Origin of the sequence: Exiguobacterium sp. BMC-KP (assembly GCF_001275385.1) — a bacterium.
Classification (GTDB): domain Bacteria; phylum Bacillota; class Bacilli; order Exiguobacteriales; family Exiguobacteriaceae; genus Exiguobacterium_A.
The window spans coordinates 140169-159547 of record NZ_LGIW01000014.1 but is presented as its reverse complement, the minus strand read 5'-3'; the positions used below and the strand labels follow the sequence as shown (position 1 = coordinate 159547).

At 48.4% G+C, this 19379-nt stretch carries 20 protein-coding genes; 10 read left to right on the top strand and 10 right to left on the bottom strand.

Annotation, left to right across the window (positions count from 1 at the left end):
• The first annotated feature begins 39 nt into the window (after positions 1 to 39).
• From ADM98_RS04735 to ADM98_RS04720, 4 genes are all read left to right on the top strand, one after another.
• Positions 40 to 615, top strand: a complete 576-nt coding sequence (locus ADM98_RS04735; RefSeq protein WP_053452473.1) for a class I SAM-dependent methyltransferase — start codon at positions 40 to 42, stop codon at positions 613 to 615.
• Positions 593 to 1282, top strand: a complete 690-nt coding sequence (locus ADM98_RS04730; protein WP_053452472.1) for a response regulator transcription factor — start codon at positions 593 to 595, stop codon at positions 1280 to 1282. The genes ADM98_RS04735 and ADM98_RS04730 overlap by 23 nt, the downstream gene beginning before the upstream one ends.
• The gene (locus ADM98_RS04725) at positions 1279 to 2628 is read left to right on the top strand and encodes a sensor histidine kinase (protein WP_053452471.1); all 1350 of its coding nucleotides are present in this window, start codon (positions 1279 to 1281) and stop codon (positions 2626 to 2628) included. Before ADM98_RS04730 ends, ADM98_RS04725 begins: the two co-directional genes overlap by 4 nt.
• Positions 2629 to 2763: 135 nt before the next feature.
• Positions 2764 to 4557 (top strand): acyltransferase family protein, encoded by a 1794-nt coding sequence (locus tag ADM98_RS04720; RefSeq protein WP_053452470.1) that lies wholly within the window; start codon positions 2764 to 2766, stop codon positions 4555 to 4557.
• Between the two features lie 50 nt (positions 4558 to 4607).
• Here the strand turns inward: ADM98_RS04720 and ADM98_RS04715 are convergent, their stop codons facing one another.
• The 3 genes from ADM98_RS04715 to ADM98_RS04705 all read right to left on the bottom strand — a co-directional run bounded on the left by ADM98_RS04715 (position 4608) and on the right by ADM98_RS04705 (position 7555).
• Entirely contained in the window at positions 4608 to 5597 is a 990-nt protein-coding gene (locus tag ADM98_RS04715) for a copper resistance D family protein (protein WP_160315914.1), read from the bottom strand.
• A complete protein-coding gene (locus tag ADM98_RS04710; protein WP_023466847.1) occupies positions 5594 to 6121 on the bottom strand; it encodes a copper resistance CopC family protein in 528 nt (175 codons plus the stop codon). The genes ADM98_RS04715 and ADM98_RS04710 overlap by 4 nt, the downstream gene beginning before the upstream one ends.
• 63 nt (positions 6122 to 6184) lie before the next feature.
• Positions 6185 to 7555 (bottom strand): hypothetical protein, encoded by a 1371-nt coding sequence (locus ADM98_RS04705; protein ID WP_023466846.1) that lies wholly within the window; start codon positions 7553 to 7555, stop codon positions 6185 to 6187.
• 245 nt (positions 7556 to 7800) lie between these two features.
• Here ADM98_RS04705 and ADM98_RS04700 point away from each other — a divergent pair, with 245 nt between their 5' ends.
• Entirely contained in the window at positions 7801 to 8820 is a 1020-nt protein-coding gene (locus tag ADM98_RS04700; RefSeq protein WP_053452468.1) for a hypothetical protein, read from the top strand.
• A 66-nt stretch (positions 8821 to 8886) separates the two neighbouring features.
• Here the strand turns inward: ADM98_RS04700 and ADM98_RS04695 are convergent, their stop codons facing one another.
• From ADM98_RS04695 to ADM98_RS04685, 3 genes are all read right to left on the bottom strand, one after another.
• Positions 8887 to 9372: a FixH family protein gene (locus ADM98_RS04695; RefSeq protein WP_023466843.1), complete on the bottom strand. Its 486-nt coding sequence runs from the start codon at positions 9370 to 9372 to the stop codon at positions 8887 to 8889.
• Positions 9365 to 10732 (bottom strand): PepSY-associated TM helix domain-containing protein, encoded by a 1368-nt coding sequence (locus tag ADM98_RS04690; RefSeq protein ID WP_053452467.1) that lies wholly within the window; start codon positions 10730 to 10732, stop codon positions 9365 to 9367. Before ADM98_RS04690 ends, ADM98_RS04695 begins: the two co-directional genes overlap by 8 nt.
• A 276-nt stretch (positions 10733 to 11008) precedes the next feature.
• Positions 11009 to 11590, bottom strand: a complete 582-nt coding sequence (locus ADM98_RS04685; protein ID WP_053452466.1) for a DedA family protein — start codon at positions 11588 to 11590, stop codon at positions 11009 to 11011.
• A gap of 272 nt (positions 11591 to 11862) precedes the next feature.
• Between ADM98_RS04685 and ADM98_RS04680 the strand changes: the two genes are divergently transcribed.
• The gene (locus tag ADM98_RS04680; protein WP_023466838.1) at positions 11863 to 12648 is read left to right on the top strand and encodes an NUDIX domain-containing protein; all 786 of its coding nucleotides are present in this window, start codon (positions 11863 to 11865) and stop codon (positions 12646 to 12648) included.
• Between the two features lie 48 nt (positions 12649 to 12696).
• Here ADM98_RS04680 and ADM98_RS04675 read toward each other — a convergent pair whose 3' ends face one another.
• Positions 12697 to 13545 (bottom strand): VOC family protein, encoded by an 849-nt coding sequence (locus ADM98_RS04675; protein WP_053452465.1) that lies wholly within the window; start codon positions 13543 to 13545, stop codon positions 12697 to 12699.
• Positions 13546 to 13666: 121 nt separating this feature from the next.
• On the opposite strand from ADM98_RS04675, the gene ADM98_RS04670 reads away from it, so the two are divergent.
• Positions 13667 to 14017: a winged helix-turn-helix transcriptional regulator gene (locus tag ADM98_RS04670; RefSeq protein WP_053452464.1), complete on the top strand. Its 351-nt coding sequence runs from the start codon at positions 13667 to 13669 to the stop codon at positions 14015 to 14017.
• Positions 14018 to 14120: 103 nt separating this feature from the next.
• Complete coding sequence (locus tag ADM98_RS04665; protein WP_053452463.1) at positions 14121 to 14903, top strand: nucleotidyltransferase domain-containing protein; 783 nt, start codon at positions 14121 to 14123, stop codon at positions 14901 to 14903.
• Between the two features lie 260 nt (positions 14904 to 15163).
• Here the strand turns inward: ADM98_RS04665 and ADM98_RS04660 are convergent, their stop codons facing one another.
• The 3 genes from ADM98_RS04660 to ADM98_RS04650 form a co-directional block, all read right to left on the bottom strand.
• Positions 15164 to 15748, bottom strand: coding sequence for a DUF4352 domain-containing protein (locus ADM98_RS04660; RefSeq protein WP_023466833.1), 585 nt, complete (start codon positions 15746 to 15748; stop codon positions 15164 to 15166).
• Positions 15749 to 15916: 168 nt separating this feature from the next.
• Positions 15917 to 16852: an NADP-dependent oxidoreductase gene (locus ADM98_RS04655; RefSeq protein WP_053452462.1), complete on the bottom strand. Its 936-nt coding sequence runs from the start codon at positions 16850 to 16852 to the stop codon at positions 15917 to 15919.
• 112 nt (positions 16853 to 16964) lie between these two features.
• A complete protein-coding gene (locus ADM98_RS04650) occupies positions 16965 to 18434 on the bottom strand; it encodes a methyl-accepting chemotaxis protein (RefSeq protein WP_053452461.1) in 1470 nt (489 codons plus the stop codon).
• Positions 18435 to 18587: 153 nt separating this feature from the next.
• On the opposite strand from ADM98_RS04650, the gene crcB (ADM98_RS04645) reads away from it, so the two are divergent.
• Together crcB (ADM98_RS04645) and crcB (ADM98_RS04640) are read left to right on the top strand one after the other, a co-directional pair.
• Positions 18588 to 18986, top strand: a complete 399-nt coding sequence (crcB, locus tag ADM98_RS04645; protein WP_023466830.1) for a fluoride efflux transporter CrcB — start codon at positions 18588 to 18590, stop codon at positions 18984 to 18986.
• Positions 18987 to 19337 (top strand): fluoride efflux transporter CrcB, encoded by a 351-nt coding sequence (gene crcB / locus ADM98_RS04640; RefSeq protein ID WP_023466829.1) that lies wholly within the window; start codon positions 18987 to 18989, stop codon positions 19335 to 19337.
• The last annotated feature ends 42 nt before the right edge of the window (positions 19338 to 19379 follow it).

Sequence of the window (19379 nt, the reverse complement as noted above, 5' to 3'; positions counted from 1 at the left end):
GCATACTACATGATATACTCAACGGAAAGTAGGGTTTTCATGTTTGATTTCTTAAAAGAAGCACTTCACGCACCACTCCGTGTCGGAGCCATCGCACCGAGCAGTCCACGTCTGGCTGAAATGATGGCACGACGCGCCGTCGCCGATCGTCCACGCCAAATTCTTGAAGTCGGAGCGGGTGACGGAGCGATCACCAAAGCTTTACTGGCCGCTCGTTCACCGGAGACACATCTCTTGATTTGTGAACGGAGCGAAACGTTCCGCCCGGCACTCGAACAATTACTGGCTCAGGAAACGAATGTCACTCTCTTCATTGGTGACGTTCAAGGATTATCCGATTCATGGAGCGGACAGATCGACGTCATCGTCAGTGGTCTCCCGTTTGCGTCGTTCCCGGCAGCGTTACGGCATGATTTATTGGCACAATTCCAAACGTTACTACGATCAGACGGTCACTTCATCGCCTTTCAATACACCCGGTTTCAGTTCAAGATGTTCCGGGACTATTTCCAAGAACACAGCTATTCGCACACGCTCTACAATCTTCCCCCGGCTTACGTCTTCGAGGGGGTGCAACAGGAGGAAATGAATCATGCCTACGCTCTTGATCGTTGATGACGAAGCAGACATCCGTCAATTGCTTCGACTCTATTTAACAAATGAAGGTTACGAAATCATCGAAGCCGAAAACGGTGAGGAGGCGTTAACGACTCTTGCAACGCGTCCAGTTGATGCGATGTTACTCGACGTGATGATGCCCGTTCGCGATGGCTTCTCGACCGTTCAAGCGGCGCGCGCTGCCGGTCACACGTTACCCGTCTTGATGCTGACGGCGAAACGCGAAGATATGGATAAGATTCAAGGTTTGACCTTCGGGGCGGACGATTACATCGGTAAACCGTTCAATCCGCTTGAAGTCGTCGCCCGCGTCAAGGCGCTGTTACGCCGCGTCAGTCAGTATCATGTCCCGACTACTGCTTCAGCGATTCAGGTCGGTCCGTTCACACTCAAAGAAGACGAACGCGTCATCTTTAAATACGATGTACCGCTCGCCCTGACACGCCGTGAATTTGATTGCCTGGCGCTCTTTTTGAGTCACCCCCGTCGTGTCTTCTCGGCTGACGACCTGTATGAACGGGTTTGGCAGGAGGAAGCACTTGGTTCCGCGTCGAACGCTGTCATGGTCCTGATCCATAAGCTCCGCGACAAGATTGAGGATGTCCCGAAAGAACCGCGCCACCTCCAGACGGTCTGGGGCGTTGGTTATAAGGTTGAGCCATGAGACGGATCAAACTAACTGTTTGGATGCTTGTCTTGTTGCTGCTCGCTGCATTTTTGAGTACGGCACTTGCCTGGTTGCTGGCGAGTCAATTGCCGCTTGGTGGAAAAACGGTTCCCCGTTACTACTACACGACGGAAGAAGACACGGTGAGCGCTGTTAAAGAGGACATTATACGTTATCAAAATGGACAAATACCGACCGGGCCCTATGAGTGGGCAGTATACGATGCCAATGGTCGTCTGGTCAGCGCTTCCGACAAGTATCCAAAAGACTTAACACCGAGCCGACTGCTTGCTGAGCAAACACCAACCGAGCGGGAGCCATCAGACACAGGAAAGGTTAGGACATTGCACCATATCGAAGCGATCAATCTTGGAACCCGTGAGCCTGGCTATTTTTTGACTGTTCAGTCCGATAAACCAACACTCAATGAATATCAAGTCGGTAATTCGAACGCCTTCTTCATCTTACAAGTCGTCTTGTTCATCGTCTTTTTACTGCTTTTAACACGTTGGATCGCTGGTTTGTTCCGCGAACTCGAGCGACGGCTTGAGCGGTTGACGGTCGAACCAGCGCCAACGGAACCGTTACCTCCCGTCAAAGGACCGAAGGAATTCAAGTTGTTCGCCCAATCGATCGAACGAATCGAACAGGAACTCCGCACCTTACGCTTACGCGACCAGGAGCGGTTCGTCGAGCAGTTGCGATTGATCACGAGTCTGTCGCACGACCTACGGACTCCGTTGACCTCAATCCAAGGCTTCATCCAGTGGCTAACCGAAAAACACGAGACGTTATCCGCGACGGAACGGACGGAGCTTCTAGCGATTGTCACCCGACAGTCAGAAACGCTCGCTTCCCGGATCGACGAATTGTTCACGCTCGCTAAATTATCGAACACCGATTATCCAGTCGAACGGACATCGCTTGATCTCGTCACACTGACGGAACAAGTCCTGGAACTGTTTCCTGGCACTTCTTCTACTGTCAATGGTCCTGCACACGCGACTCTCTTCGCCGATCCGATGCTCTTACGACGCTTGCTTGAGAATTTGATTCGCAATGCGACGCTTCACGGGACCAATGATCTTCGGATTACCATCAACGACGACGCAGAAGGTATCCAGCTGATCTGTTCAAATGCGATTGAATCGACTTATACGCTAGAGGAACTAAACGAATGGCTAACACCGTTCGGGACGTCCGATGCTTCCCGCTCGTCTGGTGGCTCCGGCATCGGTCTGTCGATTGTTCAGCAAATCATGGCGCGTCATGCGGGGAACGTCGCGTTGACTTCACAAGACAACCGCTTCATCGTGACCTGTCGTTTTCCACATATTTCATAAGCCTGCATCCGATGTGCGCATCGGGTGCTTTTTTGGTCAGGTTGTTACTTCTTAGACACTTCTTTGAAATTGGAATTCGATACACTAAAGACTGTTAGAAATTAGTTGTCGTTTTAAAGGAGTTGTTCGTGTCTTATGAAATCCTCGTCTCGTTCGATTACATATATGCCAGGGCTTGATGGCTTACGTGCCTTCGCTGTTCTATCTGTCATTCTCTACCATCTGTCGGTTTCATTCTTCTCCGGTGGTTTCCTCGGTGTTGATCTCTTTTTCGTCCTATCCGGTTATCTGATTACCGGTCTCTTGTTACGCGAGTGGCAGACGACCGGACGCCTCGACTTGAAACGATTTTGGATTCATCGCTTCCGTCGCCTGTTCCCGGCCCTATTCGTCATGCTGTTACTCGTTCTCGGGTACGTAACCATCTTTGAACGCGAACTGTTGCATACGGTTCGCCAAGATAGTGCCTTTGCGCTCATTTACGGGACGAACTGGTGGTATATCTTCCATGACGTCTCCTATTTCGAGTCGTTCGGTAAGCCATCACCGATTCAAAACCTTTGGTCACTCGCAATCGAGGAGCAGTTCTACCTGCTATTCCCGATCTTACTTTGGTTCGGAATGAAAAATCGTCGCTTGTTCCTGCAATTGATGGGCGTTGCGATCGGTGCATCCGTGCTTGCGATGGCGATTCAGTTCACACCTGGTGAAGATCCAAGTCGTGTCTACTATGGCACGGATACTCGGTTATTCGCCCTATTGATTGGGAGTCTACTCGCTTTCGCGTGGCAACCAACCCGCTTTAAGCTCGATATCCCAAAACGTGGTGTCCGGTTACTGAATCAAATAGGTGCCGTTACTTTGCCACTCTTGCTTATATTGATGATTGTCACAAGTGAGTTCGGAAGCTTCTTATACCGGGGTGGCTTTTTCCTTGTCGCCGTCCTTGCTGCACTATTGATTGCTACAATTGCTCATCCGGCGTCGATTTGGAGTCAATGGTTTGCGCATCCAGCACTTGTTGCGATCGGTAAACGATCGTACGGTCTATATCTGTGGCATTTTCCCGTCATCACACTGATAACGCCAGTCGAGCAAATCGGCACGTTCTCATTACTTCGGACCGTGTTGATCGTCGTCGTGCTTGTCGCCTTAACTGAAGCATCGTATCGCTTTATCGAACGTCCGATTCGTCAGCACGGACTATCCGGTTATTTAGAACGTCTGTCGTTACATCCGCGACAGTTACGTCAGTTTTCAACGATGCAGTGGACGAGTGTTGCCGTGTTGACGATTCTCATCGTCAGCTTCATCGGTAACTTATCGATTCTTGCTGTCTCCGATACGCCGAAGCCAGAACCTGCTTTCGAGAAGATAGCGGCGCCAAAAGAAAAACCGAAGCCGATCCTGAAACCGACGACACCAAAAGCAAAGCCCGATCAGCGAAAAATCTGTCGACCGACGCTTGCGATCGGGGACTCGGTCTTACTCGGTGTCGAAGATTATCTCGGCAGTACGCTCAAGCAATTGACGATTGATGCGAAACTCGGTCGTCAGCTGCGAGAAGCGATTCCGCTGAGTGAGCAGTATGCCGCGTATAATCGACATGGACGCCAAGTCATTCTCCACCTCGGAACGAACGGTAGCTTCCGAAAGGATCAGTTGAACAGTTTGCTCGATCAATTCGCAAATGCCGATCACGTCTATCTGGTCACTGCACGCGTCCCGCGTCCGTGGGAAGCAGAGGTCAATCAGATGTTACGCGAGGCATCGAAACGGAAGCGAGTCGAACTGATCGACTGGCATGCTGTTGCCGTCAAACATCCATCTTACTTCGAAGCAGATGGTGTCCATTTGAATATCAAGGGCGCACGTGCCTATTCGAAGATTCTTGCGAAAGCAACGAATTGCGCTGTTTCAACGAAATAAGACCACGTCAAACAAGGTAGCGGAACGATCCGCTACCTTGTTTTTTATACTCATCCTGTCGCTAGCAACCCAAGATAAATCAAACTGACGCTGAATAAACTCAGCAAGATACCCACTGCATGCCGACGATATCCTAGTAAAAGCAGTGGTAAGGTTGCAATCCCCATCATCAAAACCCATCCATTCCCCACTGGATCACCGGTCGGTAGTTGCCCTAGCGTCGGTTGTTCGAGACGGCTGAGTGAAGCACTCGCCATGAACAGCAATACTAAAATGATACTCTCCATCCGGAGTAACGGACGCGGATCGTACGTTGAGTCAAAACGCAACCGACGCCGAACAAGCGTGCCATTACAGAAAGCATAGAACAAAAGCGGTAACAATAAAAGGTGCTTCAGCAACAACGCTTGACCGTATGGCACGCCCCAGAGATTCGGATAACGTTCAAGCGGAATCGCCAGTTGCATCAGTAACAGCCCTGACAGGATGACACCCGTAAAGGCGATCCGGGCAAACGGACTGAACCAACTTAAAAAGGCAGACCAATGAACGGTCGAGCGAGCACCGATGGCTACCCAAAACACGACACCGATCCAAGCTGTCACACATAAGAAGTGACTAAACTGAAGCGTCCACCCGAGCGCACCGTATTTGGCCGCCGCGTGACTCGTTCCTGCGATGCCAATCCATAACGGGATCGTCAAGAGTGCGAGCAGGATGGATCGTCGCTTTTGCCATGTGAATACGATCAATAGGAGTAAAGCAGAGAAGTAAACGACAAGAAACATCCGACCGATATGCAACTCCAGTAATCCTGTTCGAAGAGCCTCTGTCATCGTTTGCGTCGAAAGTAGAAAACGAACGGCACCAAAGACCGGGATGCTCGTTCCAAGAACGAGCATCCCGAGTCCCGCTACCGCCCACGACGTACCGTCCATTAATAGCGGTTTTCGTTTCGTTGGGATGAAGCATAATACCAAATAGCCCATCCAAAGCGCTCCACCCATATAGACGAGTAGTTCTCCTAGAAACGCACTCATGTCGAACGACGACGTAACACGAGAAGGATGACGATACTGATTAACAGTCCCCCGACGATCCATGGGAGCAGTGTCGGAACGAGTCCTTTTGAAACAGGCTCTGCTTCAGGAACGACTGCTGCTTTTTTTTCCATCGGCTCAGCCTTTTCTACAGTGCTTGTTTCAGCTTTTGCCGCACCCAGTACCGTAAAACGGATCGTTCCTTTCACGGGATGACCATCATCTGAAATCGACGCCCACTTGATCGTGTATTTTCCTTCCGTTAAAGGCTCTGAGACGACAGCACTCAGTTCATTTCCGATGATAAGTGGTTTCGCAAGGGCTTGTTCAACTCCATTCGCGTCTACTACACGTAAGGTGCTCGTTTTTTCAACAGCCTCACTGAACGTCAAGCGGATCCGATCGACGGGTTCAGATAATGCCGATCCATCTGCCGGATTCGAGCTTTTTAAACTCGTGTGTGCTTCGACCGATATGGGCAACAGACAAATGAGGAACAGAAGGGCAAATCGGATGATGCGCATGTCGTTTACCTCCTTTCTGCTTGATGTGTACAAGAAAACCCGCTGTCACCAGCGGGTCGTCCTTTATTGTTGCGGGCGACGACGGAGTGCGAAGAATCCAAGGATCGATGCTGCTGCGATACCAAGCAGTGACCAGACGATACCTGTCGTCGATGCTTTTTCTTGCATACCACCGAGACCAGTGTTCGGCATTCCAGATGGTGCACCTTTGAATTTATCTGGGAACTGATCGACGATTGCTGTCGCAGTCCCTTCCCCTACACCGTACATATGCGCGTAAGCTTCACGAATCGCTGGGTACGTTTTGTCGTAATCTTTTTCATTATAGCTATTGAAAGCAAGCAAGAGTTGGTCAATGTGAACCTTTAATCCTTCTTCCAAATCTTTCGCTTTCAAACGTCCTTCTGTTGCTGCATCGAGGAATGCTGCCTGTTCAACACGGTACTCATCAAGTTCCTTCACAGCCATGTCGCGTGCTTGATCATCTTTCGCACCTGTTGCTTTGACATAGTCAACGAAGTAGCCGATGTGGCTCGACCAAATCTTCTTGAATTGTTGCGCTGCTTCACTACCATAAACAGAGCCAATCGAAGCTGTCAGGTCATCCGTATTTTGATTCAAGGCACCGGCCGCAGCGTCAAAGTCTTTTGCTCCGTCAATTCCTTTTTGCATCGCGAGCACTGCAAGCGCCGCGTGTTCAGAGAAGTTTCGGTTCAGTCCGGCACGAAGATCAGCTGCTGGTGTATCAACTTTCGTATTTTTGAATTTATCTGGGTACTGATCGACGATCGCACCAGATAACCCTTCTCCCACCATATACATATGCTCGATTGCTTTACGTAGATTACTGTAGGCAGCATCATAATCACCAGCAACGTAGCTATCAAACGATGTTAACAGTTGCGTGATATGGACTTTTAGTCCTGCTTCGAGATCCGCTGCCTTCAGACGTCCTTCCGTTGCTTTATCGAGGAACGCAGCCTGTTCGACACGATACTCATCAAGCTCTTTCAATGCTTTTTGTTTCGCGTCTTCGTCCTTGGCACCAGTTGCTTTGACGTAATCGACGAAGTAACCGATATGGCTCGCCCAGATTTCTTTGAAGGCAGCGCCTGCTTCTTCCCCGTAGACGGAACCAACAGCTGCCGCTAAATCATCCGTGTTTTGATTCAAGGCACCGGCTGCCTGCTCAAAATCTTCTTTACCATCAATTCCTTTTTGCATCGCAACGACTGCGAGATACGCGTGTTCAGATAGAATTTGATCGAGTGTCGCTCGTAAATCCGATGCTGGAGATGAGACATCGAGGGAGACTTTTCCTGAACTGTGAGACATCTTACTATGGTCCTCATGACCGTGAGCACTGACACCTGCTGCTGGAATCAACAATGCGGCACTAAGCGGAACAGCGAGATACGACTTTTTCATCTTCATCTTATGAACACCCCTTTGATTTTTTGGACTTCACATAGATAACGTAAGGAGTTCACGAATGGTTTTATCTTTTTACATTTTTTATTTAAAATATTTTTTCTGACGAAATAAACTTATGCAGCACTTTCATTATTTTTTAGTTTTTATTTACTCATTTCGCGAAATAGCCAACTTATTTTCTAATCATTTCATTAGAATCTTCTTATAACCTCATCTTTTATCTTTTATAGAACAGGAGTGGACTTATGAAACGGATTGTCATTGGCGCAGTACTTGCTTCGCTCGTCGTCTCGCAAGCAGTTGGACCTGTCGAAGCAAAAAGTAAAGCGAAGAAGAAACCTGTCGTGCAAGTCGATCGAGACAAAAATGGGATTCCAGATGCTTGGCAAAAACAATATCATTTGGGATATGGAAAACAAGTCGCAACAAAAGATCACGATCGCGACGGTTTGATGAATGTACAAGAGTATCAACTTCGTCTCAACCCAACTAAATTGGATTCGGATCGTGACGGGATCAAGGATGGGAAAGAGGATTCGGACCGCGACTCACTCACGAATCAACAAGAATACACAGCGCATCTAAATCCGTTGAAGAAGGATTCCGATCAAGATGGTATTTCTGATGATAAAGAAGATCAAGACAAAGATCGATTGACGACACGCGAAGAGTTCATCGTCGGTACGCAACCATTGAAAAAGGATTCAGACCGTGATGGCATCAAAGACAATGAAGAAGACCGGGACCGGGATACGCTTATCAACGAAGATGAATTTGAACTCGATTCTGATCCAACACAAGCAGACAGCGATCAGGACGGGACTCGAGACGATCAGGAAGATACGGATCAAGACGGAGTTCAGAATAATCAAGAACTCAAACGGATCATGATCAAAGTGACGGATACGAATAAGAAAAAGTTCGAGTGGCGTTACAGTAATGAACATCAACGGAAAGAATTGCGCTTTAAAGACGAGATCGGTATTACTGACGTTGCGACGTTAAAAGATCGTCTTCTCGTCACACCATCGATGACGGAAGAAGAATTATTAACGTTAGTCGCACAGGCGCTTCAATTACCAAACATCAAAACGTTACACGTCCAGATCAAGTTCTATAATGGACAGGAACTCGAATCAGAAGATGAGCACTCGGATGACGATGATTCTTCGGATGACTCAGAAGATGATGATCAAGATGATGATTCAGACGATCATGGAGACGATGACGGGGATGATCACGGAGATCATGGTGATGACGATTAATCGTCTATACGAAAAATGAGAGGACGGAATAGTATTCCGCCCTCTCATTTTTTATTTCATTATTCTTCAATGATGGTGACCGCTACTTCCGCCAGCTGGTTTTGCTCCACCTTGTAAGATTTTTAAATCTTCTTTCGATAACTCACCGACGATGAACTGCCGTGTTGGCATGATCATCGCACCTTCACTGCTTGCATGCGCTTTGACATAATACAAGCCGGATTTCGGTAGTGCCTTCGCAATCGTATAGACACCTGGCTTTGTCTCCTCTGCCGGTTCCATACTATAGCGTACTGTTCCATCCGCTTTCCAGATTTCGAAATGTACATAATCGACTTTTTGAACCGGTTTGGCTTCACGCCAGACTGTTGCTTCAAACGTCTGCTTTTTCTTGGCATCCGGTTGTAAGTCCTTTGGGATATTCATTTTGATCGATAACGGCTTAGCTACGGCATACTGTTCTGCTGCATCGGAATCGACCGCACAGCCAGCAAGACTCGTCGTCGTGACGAGCAGTCCGCCGAGCATGAGTGTTTGTATCGATTTACGCATTGAAGAACCTCCTTACACTCGGAATACGACGGATGACGAGGAAATCGACCAGCCAGACGACGAGCAACGATAGACCGACGAGCGGGAAGACGATTCCCAGCACGACAAGCACAGCGAGGAATCCTTTCAACATGAATGCTTTCGGTCCTTTCGGCGCCCCCATCCCTTTACTTGGTTTTCGCTTCAGCCAGAGATAGAAACCACTGACTGCCACGAGAATGATTCCGAGACAAATCAACAGACTAATTAACTGATTGAACCAGCCGAATTCCGTTCCCTTGTGGAGTGTGATCCCGGTCGCGACGATTTTTCCGACGACACCATAGTTGTCATAACGATAATCAGCGAGCACGGCACCGGAATATTGATCGAGATGGATCGTCGCTTCATTCTGTGCTTTCGCTGGATATGCAGACAGCGTATAGACACCGCTCGGGTCACTTGGAATACTGATCTTAAAGCTTGGATCCATCCCTTGTTGTTTGCCGATTGCAATGATGTCATCGATCGAAGCTGGAACAGCACCTTCGACTTTTGATTGCGGGACATCAAGTGTTTCGGCAGCCCACGGGACTTCCGCGATATCCTTCGTTTGAAGTGTTGACGTCGGTGCCTCCCCACCCCAGATGGACGGTGGATAACCAAGCCCTTGGTTCGTGACAAGGGACTGGAAGTTCGTTCCCCAGAAACCGGACCACGGTAAGCCAGTCAAGATCAGGAACAGCATCCCTGCTGTGATCCAGAATGCTGGAACAGCGTGGAGATCACGACGGAATAACTTCTTACCTTGACGAAGACGTGGGAACAAGACACCTGACAGTCCCTTTTGCTTACGCGGGAACCATAGGAACAGTCCCGTCACGATCAAGACGATTGCCCAACAGGCGACGAGTTCAACGATCCGATCGCCAGTCGTTCCCGCCATCAGTTCCCCGTGGATCTCTTCGATTTTATTCATGATCCGGTCATCGTCAGATAATGTTCCGATGATCTTACCAGAATACGGATTGACGAAGACCGTCGCCGACATGTCTGGTGACGAGACCTTCACTTCACTGGATCGATCGTCGGATTCACCCGGTCGGTACGACGTGACAAGTGCATCGGGATACTTCGCTTTGACGCGATCAATCTGTTCCGTCGCAGTGATGCGATCTGCTTGTGGTGTAACTTCATAATACGATTGATACAGGACGTTTTCGATTTGTGGCTTAAAAAGATAAATGGATCCTGTCACAGCAAGCATGACTAGGAACGGTGCAAAAATGATACCAGCATAAAAATGCCACTGCCAAATCGTCCGGTAAGCAGAAGAAGTCGGTGCTTTTTTGACCGTCTCTTCCGTCTGCATGAGATTCATATGTATCCTCCTCTGGCAATAAATATGTCCACTCTGTGAACACCTCCTAGTATAAGCGTTTACAATCCAATTTCAGCCACTTGCTTGTGACGATAAATTGCCAATACAGTGTGTAAATCAGGTAGCTTTTAAGAAGTGAAAAACGTCTTTTTTTGACAATGATTTCACTTTTCTTGTAGATTACTTCTTATTTCAAAAAACTATCCTTATTCATAAAACCAAACTTCATCTAAAAAAGCGAATCCTGATCTGGATTCGCTTGCTCGTTTGATGTTTTTATATTGAAGAACTTTCCTCGACTGATTCCTTTTGACGCCGATGATATACGATACCTGTTACTACTAGACCGATTAAGATGACTACGATCGCACTGATGATTCCGGGATTCACCTGAAGCCAGTTCCACAGCTCCGACCACGTCACAGCTTCTCCGATCCGGACGATCAAAAAAGTCCAGAGTCCTGTATACACGCCTGCTGCTAAGAATGTCATTACTAAATAACGCGGTAACGGATAACCGAGGAGTCCGGCGACATAATGAATCGGATGTCTGACGCCGGGTAAGAAGAACGATAGTCCGATCGCCCATAACCCGCGCCGTTCGATGATCGTTTCTGCTCGTTCTAAGAAACGTGACTTCATCCAGCGTTTGACGAGCGGAATCTCACGGAAGAACCGAGCAAGTAGATAAAACCACGTAAAGGCGATGAAGAAGACCGGCCATGCGGTCAACCAGATGACGACCGGGTACATCCCCTCTCGTAATCGAAGTGCTGCAAAACTCATCATCAAGACATCGTCCGACAATGGGGTGAACATGATTCCGCCAGCCAGGCGGACGAGTGCCATGATATCCATCACGTATCCCTTCTTTCTGTTTCTCTCTACTTTCAGTATCCCCGATTTTTCTGAAGTTGAGCCCTATCCATTTCTTAAGTTCTTCTTTAGTTATACTTTTCCGATCAAAAGAGATCATCATCGATGATTTAAAGTCACGTAGACCGGAGGATATGTATACGCAATCGTTCAATAAAAACTCCTTTTCCCACATCGAGAAAAAGGGTTTCATCCGTCCGTTCGAGAAGGGGTACAACGTACATCTGAACGCTCATCTGATAGGAGGAATTTCCATGTTACATCGCCGGAAGACCTATACGATTCGTCCCGAACGCCTAGAAGAATTCACTGAGTTTTTCCATACCTATTTGTACCCGCTCCAAGTCAGCCATGGTGCCCGTCTTGTTGGTCGCTGGGTGACCGAGGCAGAAGATGAAGTCATCGCCATTTGGGAATATCGCGACCGTGAACATTACGAACAAGTCGATCGTGATGTCCGCAACAGTGCCTTACGTCGCGAAGCGATGAAGAAGCGCGCGCGTCTCGGCAAAAACCTCTATATCAAATCCTATGAAGATTTCATGACAGCGACCGGTACGTATGCTCCCCCTCGCGCGATCGTCAGCGTGACCGCGTACATCACGAACGATGCCGGTGAAGTCCTGCTCGTCCGCAACCTCCACCGGGGTGATACGTATGAGATGCCGGGTGGACAAGTCGAAAATCACGAGTCGATTCTTGACGCCATCAAACGGGAAGTCAAAGAAGAAACCGGTGTTGATGTCACGATCGATGGCATCACCGGTATCTATCAAAATGTCTCAAGCCATGTCCTGTGCGTCTGCTTCCGTGGGAAAGCCGTCGGTGGTGAACTCGCGACACAAGAAGGCGAAACGACGGATGTCGGCTTCTTCCCACTGACACGTGACTCGCTGAGTGAGTATATCAAACGGGAACACTTCCAGTTGCGGACGCTTGATGCGATGGATCCCCATTACTTCCCGCATGCCTTATATAAAGTCAGACCGTATGAACTGATCAGCCGGTACGACGGTAACGCAACGTCGTCTTCACGGTAAACCAAAAATCCCCTTACAGTGTTTTCACTGTAAGGGGATTTTTTTCGGTTACGTTGTCAATCGAGCGGTAATTCCGGCATCATCGGTGACATAGACATCGCCTGCTTGATCCGTAACGGTATAAGCGGAAGACTTCAACGCCTCGATCGCTGCTTGGAGCGTCGCTTGATCCGGATAACGTAGTGTCCAATAGACGAGTCCGACCGCATCTTCCGGATTCGTCGGTGCGTTGACACCAGACCAGACGTTCAGACCGATGTGATGGTGATATCCACCGGCAGCAACGAATAATGCACGCATTCGCGAAGCGTCAGCGGCAACTTCAAAACCGAGCGTCTCGACATAAAATGCCCGCGCTGCTTCGAGTGTCTTGACGTGGAAATGGACATGTCCCATGACCGTATCGCTTGGCATGCCGTACCAGTCTTCTTCTCCCGCTTCGACGAGCATGCTTTGCCAATCGACGGGATCCGTCGTCATCTTGACGTCTCCATTCGCTTCGTATGTCCACGTCTCACGCGGACGATCGGCATAAATCTCGATTCCGTTCCCATCTGGATCCGACAGATAAAAGGCTTCACTGACGAGATGGTCACCTTGACCAATCTCAATTCCTTGTTCGATTAAATTCCGGATGACGAAACCAAGTTCTTTTCGGTTCGGTAGCAAAATCGCAAAATGATATAATCCGGCGACCGAGTTCGGTGGAAAACGGCGGGCATTCGGATGAACTTCAAGTTCAACGAGTGGTGTATCTTGTGCGCCGAGCACCGTCAACTGATCCGTTTGCGTTAGCACGCGTAATCCGAGTGATGTTGTATAAAATGAAATCGAACGGTCGAGGTCCGTGATACGCAAGCGAACAGGACCGAGTGTGATTTGTGGATGAATGGACATGTTGTTTCCTCCTTCAATGAAATAGCTCGTATCCCTATTATTACGCGGAAGCGATCGAAGCGGAAGTAGGCACGAATAAGTGGTATAGTATCCTAAACGATACCATGAAGGAGGAAGACCGATGGAAGAGACACCAAGCTGTCGCGTCGAGACAGCGCTCGAAATCTTGACCGGAAAATGGAAGCCGTCGATTTTACTCGTCTTGATCACACACGGAACGCTCCGCTTCAGTGAACTAAAGCGACAATTGCCAAACATTACGCAAAAGATGCTGACGGCTCAACTGCGTGAACTCGAACTGAACGATATCGTCCATCGCGAGATTTATCAGGAAGTTCCCCCCCGCGTCGAGTACTCGCTGACGGATTATGGTCGGACGCTTATCCCGGTTCTTGACGCCATCAATGCATGGGGCGAACAGCACGTCATTCATCTTGAACAGAAAGAAAAATTAGCATCGGCCTCTCAATGAGAAATCCATTTCGATGTGATTTCTCATTTTTTATGGAAAAACCTGTCTATTATCACGTATACTGACGTAATAGACTTCTGTTTTCGGAAAGGAATGAGTCCTCATGCATCAACTTCATGCAATCGAGCAACTGGTTGCTCGACTCAAACAAGATCCTGCAGTCGAAGCCATCTTCTTGAAAGGATCCTTCGGACGGGGAGAAGAAGATGTCCATTCAGACATCGATCTATACTGTCTCGTCTCGGAAGAACGTCAAACAACATTCTTATCGCGTCGTTTGTCCCACCTTTCTGCCTATCGTTCAATCATCTGGAAAGATGAGATCGATATCATCGCGCCGCAGATGATCGTCGTCTATGATGATCTGCTACATATTGATTTATTCACGGTGACGCTTGATTCGCTGAACCATAAGGATCAATTGCGTGTCTTGTATGATCCACAAGAACAGTTGACGGACTTTACCGATACTTGCGACTTAACACTTTCTGCTCAAGAAGCGACCGATGAAGCAATCGATGCTGTCTGGTTCTTGTTCCAATATAAAAAAGCAGCAGCTCGCGGAAATGACTTATGGGCAGTCGAGATGCTCCGTAGCGCCTTAATCAAGTTCGCAAAAGTCTTACTCCATCATCATGCTCCTGAACGAGCTCAACTTGGATTAAAGACGATTCCGACGACATTGCCAGACCATCCACGCCTTGCTCTTGAAGCAATCTACGACGTCCTGACACCCGCAACGCATGCTGAAGCGGCTCAACGTTATCTAGCATGTCTAGAGACTGAACGGAACACGCTCGACCAGACGCTCGCCTCTCATCCAGAGACGCTCGCTTTACTCGATCGATTAACGCCTGAACTCTCGATCCAACAATCAGGACGGTAACAAGAACGGGCTGACTCAAAAGTCAGTTTCCACAAAGATAAGAGTATCAGAATGATGATCTGCCACCCTTATCTCGTAACAAAAAGAATGACGCGTCACACGCCACTCCTACAGGAACAAGCACATTTATGCGCTGTCAGAGACAAACAAGACCCGCTTTCCTGCTTAAATGAAGCAGGAAAACTAGCTTGTGTCTCGCCTGAGGAAAGGGCGTGAAAAGACGCGTCATTCTTATATTGAGTCTCTTATATGGTCACTCATTACTGTGTCAATTGAATCTCTTTTGATTGTCCACCTGCCCAGCCAAAGCCAGACGAGACTTCAAGCATCGGATTTTTCACCTGTTTCGGTAATTCAAAGACGATGTTGCCGGTTTTCTCGATATTCGGGTTGATCGTCTCTAAGAAGAAGCCCATCCCGTCTTCATTCGCATAAAGATCGAGTTCCGTATCGGCTGAGTATTCCGTATCGCCGACATTGACTTTAAACATGTTGCTGTCGACGAATCGCTCTTCCTTATCTCCGTTTAGAATCGTCAGACCGATGACTAAAAATTGTCCTGATGTTTTCTTTTCTCCGAGAACGTTCGACAACGTATCGACCATCTTGACGTCGTTGACGACGTACGTCAGTTTCCCGACCTTTACCTGATCATTCACCCCGTACGTTTTCTTGACCGGTTTTGCAACTGCTTTTGCCTTCACTGGTTTTGCTTCTGATTTGACTGCTTCTTGTTCGACTTCTACTTTTTTCTCCGGTGCTGCTTGTTCTTCGTCATCTCCTAGATTCCCGAGAATAACTGCGCCGATCACGATAATTCCTGCCCACTTCAATCCTTTTTTCATGTTACTTCCTCCTTTTAATGTGGCTGACTCACGTCTGATAGCCCTAGTATAGGAAGAAGCAACCCCTTATCCTTTATACTTTTTTAACCAGGTTATTTTTTGTTTATGGTTCGATAAAAAGATTGATAAAAAATAAAAGAGAACGCTGATTTCAGCGTCCTCCTCTTCTTATTCTCCCTTGACCCGAATGACGATTTTTCCTTTTGCGTGCCCTTCTTCGCCATAATCATGTGCTTCCTTGATTTGATCCAGATCAAAGATCCGGTCAACGACAGGTTGTAGCTCGCCACGTTCGACAGCTTTAGCGATATGCTGTAAACGCTCACCCGTCGGTTGCATGAAGACATATGCAGATCGCGCATTATGCTCTTTCGCTTGCTCTTCATCCGGTGGTGTGGAAATCGAGACGAGCATGCCGTTCGGCTTCAGCATCTGATACAGTTCCCCTTGATTGGCGCCACCCATCGTATCAAATACAAAATCGATGTCACGAACACGATCGGCCGGATTTTCCTGTTTGTAGTCAATGACTTCGTCGGCTCCAAGTGCTTTTACCCAGTCAACGTTTTTCGTACTTGTTGACGTGATGACGTACAAACCGTTCGCTTTTGCGAGTTGAATCGCGACCGTTCCGACGCCGCCTGATCCGGCACCAATAAAGATCCGGTCACCTGGCTTCGCATCCATCACTTCGAACATGACCTGCCACGCTGTATGTGAGACGAGTGGAAGAGACGCTGCTTCTGCGAAGCTGAGCGATTCTGGTTTTTTGACGACGAGATGGGCATCGACCGCGACGTACTCGGCATATGTTCCTTGGCGAGCGATTTCCGGACGGCTGAAAACAGCGTCCCCGACTTGAAGATCGGAGACGTTTTCTCCTACTTCCTGAATCACACCGGCAACGTCCCAACCGATGACGAGCGGCATTTCGTAGCTCAACATCTGACGCAAGTATCCTTCGCGTAGTTTCCAATCGACCGGGTTTACACTCGCGGCATAGACTTCGATTAAAACATCATCCGGTCCGATGACCGGCTTGTCCAGTTCTCCGACCTTGAATTGTTCCGATCCACCATACTGTTCAATGTAAGCTGCCTTCATCCGTTGACTCCTCCTTCAATATTCGTTCCCTATCTTCTTCCCCGTCCGTCCTACCGACAAACAGTCTGAAGATACACAACAGCTCCCCATCAATCGATGAGGAGCTGTTTCGTTAACGATTCGTTTGCTGAAGAGTGGATGCCGTTTCGTTCAAGGCATGGATCGCATGCTGCAGCTCCATGACCTGACCGACTTGATGACGTGTCAAGCCGGATAGTGACTCACTTTGTGCGAGCAACGCATTCATGAACGTATCAAGTTGACCGGCTGCTGTCGTGATAGCAGTAAGACTACTCGTCATCGTCGCGAACTGAGTCTGCGCCGACTGGATTGATCCAACAACTTCCGTTGTATCCGTCTCGATCGTCTGTAGCGCTAACTGACTCTCGGCCATACGCTCTTCCTGCTCACGTAACAATGTCGTACTCGCATGAATCGAGTTCCCTGTTTGCGTGACGTCCTGATCAACACGTTCGATGATCGCATTGATTTCCTTCGACGCTTCTGCCGTCTGTGCTGATAGATTACGAATTTCTTGCGCAACGACCGTAAAGCCTTTTCCGAACTCACCCGCACGGGCTGCTTCAATGGAAGCATTGAGACTAAGCAGGTTCGTTTGCGCCGCAATCGCATTGATGCTCGACGTGATGGCGACGATTTCCTGGAAACGTCCAGCAAGCTGTCCGAACGACGTGACCGAATCATCCATGCTCGTCGTCAATTGTTGCAGGGATTGTCCGGCAAGACCAATCGTCTGTCTGCTCTTTTCGGCTGTCGTTCGCGAGGACGAACTGCGCTCGAGTGCGTGATTGACCGCAACGGTCACATCCTCCATCCGATTGACTTGCTGATCATTCAATTGACGAATTTCACGAATCGCTTGGACGCTTCCCGCTGCATCATGTGCTAGCTGTTGCATCGCCAGATCAACCTGACTGAAGGAATCCTTTGCCGCATCAACTGTTTCACTCATCTCTTCCGTGAACGTCGTTACTTCCGTTGCGGTTGCTGCCGTTTGCTCGAGGGCAATTTGCGACGTCGCCGCGTAGGCTTCCGACCGTTCTTGTTCTTGGCGGACGGCTAACATGACGTTCCGTCCAAAGACGGCGACAAAAACAGCCGCCGAGAAAATCATCAAATAAATGACATAGGCGACGATCAAATCGAATGTATTCATAAAGACAATCGTTCCTAGCATTGTGAATACTGCCATCTCAATGAGTCCAAGGATTCCGGCGAGAATGACCAAACGCGGAATTAAATAGACGATTGAAATCGTCAAGTAGAGATAGACGATCGTCCAAATGCTTGGCGACGGCAAGGTCACCAAAACGAGAGCGAGTACGAAATACGTTAACGTCACTTGGACGTACTTCCCGCTCGGACGATGTCCAAGTAGGCGGTTGCCCACAAGCAACGCGACCGTCAAGATCAAACCACCGACTAAAAACTGATAAAACACACTGATTGGGACGTAATTCATTTGCGCAAATAAGAAAATCAATGGATGCGCAATCGTAATTAACGTTGCAATCAGGCGGGACAAAATCTTTGTACTTTGTTGCTCGAGGGCAGATACCATCTTGTTCAAACTCCTTCACCTTATTAAAGTCATACAGTTGTTCATCGGCAGAAAGAATTCATTCGTTAAGTCTCTCGAGTGACTTTTTTTCTTGACGCTTTCTTGAAAGCGGGAGTACGGTTAACGTAGACTTTTTCAGAAAAGAGGATTTCTATGCTGTATGTACTCGTAGGTCTCGCAGGTGTTCTCGGTGCCTCGGCACGGTATGGGCTCGGACTGCTGATTAGCGACTTCACGACTGGTCCGTTTCCGTGGGCGACGCTTGCGATCAACTTGATCGGGAGTTTTCTTCTCGGCTATGCGACACACTTTTTATTTCGAACGAAACTCTTACATCAATATGCGATCACAGCCATCGGCACGGGTTTCATCGGCTCCTTTACGACGTTTTCGACATTCAGCGTTGAGACGGTGACCTTACTTAATGAACATCATTTAGCGGACGCGTTCCTCTACGTACTCGTCAGCCTATTTGGCGGTTTGTTCCTGTCTTATGTCGGTTACGCGCTCGGAACACGACGACTGCGTCACGTGACGAAAGGACGTGAGTGAATGATGCTACTTGCTCTCGCCATCGGTGCTTTTTGCGGCGCCATCAGTCGGTTTGCCGTCAGTCAATGGATGAAGACGGTTTGGAAACGTGAATTTCCACTAGCAACGTTCCTGATTAACGTAATCGGTTCGTTTTTGCTTGGTCTCGTCATCGGTGCGCATCTCGATACGACATGGACGTTACTCTTAGGTACCGGTTTCCTTGGATCATTTACAACGTTCTCGACGTTCAAAATCGAGACGTTGCAGTTATTTCAGGACGGAAATCGTAAAGTACTTACCCTCTACCTCATCTCGAGCTACGGTTTCGGAATTCTTGCAGCGTTCCTTGGAATTACACTTACAGCTTGAACGAAACAAGAGGCGACGGAAAAATCCGTCGCCTCTTGTCGT

Bases quoted from the DNA above. Each gene is read 5' to 3' on its own strand.
- ADM98_RS04735 (WP_053452473.1), top strand. From the start codon at position 40: ATGTTTGATTTCTTAAAAGAAGCACTTCACGCACCACTCCGTGTCGGA.
- ADM98_RS04730 (WP_053452472.1), top strand. From the start codon at position 593: ATGCCTACGCTCTTGATCGTTGATGACGAAGCAGACATCCGTCAATTG.
- ADM98_RS04725 (WP_053452471.1), top strand. From the start codon at position 1,279: ATGAGACGGATCAAACTAACTGTTTGGATGCTTGTCTTGTTGCTGCTC.
- ADM98_RS04720 (WP_053452470.1), top strand. From the start codon at position 2,764: ATGAAATCCTCGTCTCGTTCGATTACATATATGCCAGGGCTTGATGGC.
- ADM98_RS04715 (WP_160315914.1), bottom strand. From the start codon at position 5,597: ATGAGTGCGTTTCTAGGAGAACTACTCGTCTATATGGGTGGAGCGCTT.
- ADM98_RS04710 (WP_023466847.1), bottom strand. From the start codon at position 6,121: ATGCGCATCATCCGATTTGCCCTTCTGTTCCTCATTTGTCTGTTGCCC.
- ADM98_RS04705 (WP_023466846.1), bottom strand. From the start codon at position 7,555: ATGAAGATGAAAAAGTCGTATCTCGCTGTTCCGCTTAGTGCCGCATTG.
- ADM98_RS04700 (WP_053452468.1), top strand. From the start codon at position 7,801: ATGAAACGGATTGTCATTGGCGCAGTACTTGCTTCGCTCGTCGTCTCG.
- ADM98_RS04695 (WP_023466843.1), bottom strand. From the start codon at position 9,372: ATGCGTAAATCGATACAAACACTCATGCTCGGCGGACTGCTCGTCACG.
- ADM98_RS04690 (WP_053452467.1), bottom strand. From the start codon at position 10,732: ATGAATCTCATGCAGACGGAAGAGACGGTCAAAAAAGCACCGACTTCT.
- ADM98_RS04685 (WP_053452466.1), bottom strand. From the start codon at position 11,590: ATGGATATCATGGCACTCGTCCGCCTGGCTGGCGGAATCATGTTCACC.
- ADM98_RS04680 (WP_023466838.1), top strand. From the start codon at position 11,863: ATGTTACATCGCCGGAAGACCTATACGATTCGTCCCGAACGCCTAGAA.
- ADM98_RS04675 (WP_053452465.1), bottom strand. From the start codon at position 13,545: ATGTCCATTCATCCACAAATCACACTCGGTCCTGTTCGCTTGCGTATC.
- ADM98_RS04670 (WP_053452464.1), top strand. From the start codon at position 13,667: ATGGAAGAGACACCAAGCTGTCGCGTCGAGACAGCGCTCGAAATCTTG.
- ADM98_RS04665 (WP_053452463.1), top strand. From the start codon at position 14,121: ATGCATCAACTTCATGCAATCGAGCAACTGGTTGCTCGACTCAAACAA.
- ADM98_RS04660 (WP_023466833.1), bottom strand. From the start codon at position 15,748: ATGAAAAAAGGATTGAAGTGGGCAGGAATTATCGTGATCGGCGCAGTT.
- ADM98_RS04655 (WP_053452462.1), bottom strand. From the start codon at position 16,852: ATGAAGGCAGCTTACATTGAACAGTATGGTGGATCGGAACAATTCAAG.
- ADM98_RS04650 (WP_053452461.1), bottom strand. From the start codon at position 18,434: ATGGTATCTGCCCTCGAGCAACAAAGTACAAAGATTTTGTCCCGCCTG.
- crcB (WP_023466830.1), top strand. From the start codon at position 18,588: ATGCTGTATGTACTCGTAGGTCTCGCAGGTGTTCTCGGTGCCTCGGCA.
- crcB (WP_023466829.1), top strand. From the start codon at position 18,987: ATGATGCTACTTGCTCTCGCCATCGGTGCTTTTTGCGGCGCCATCAGT.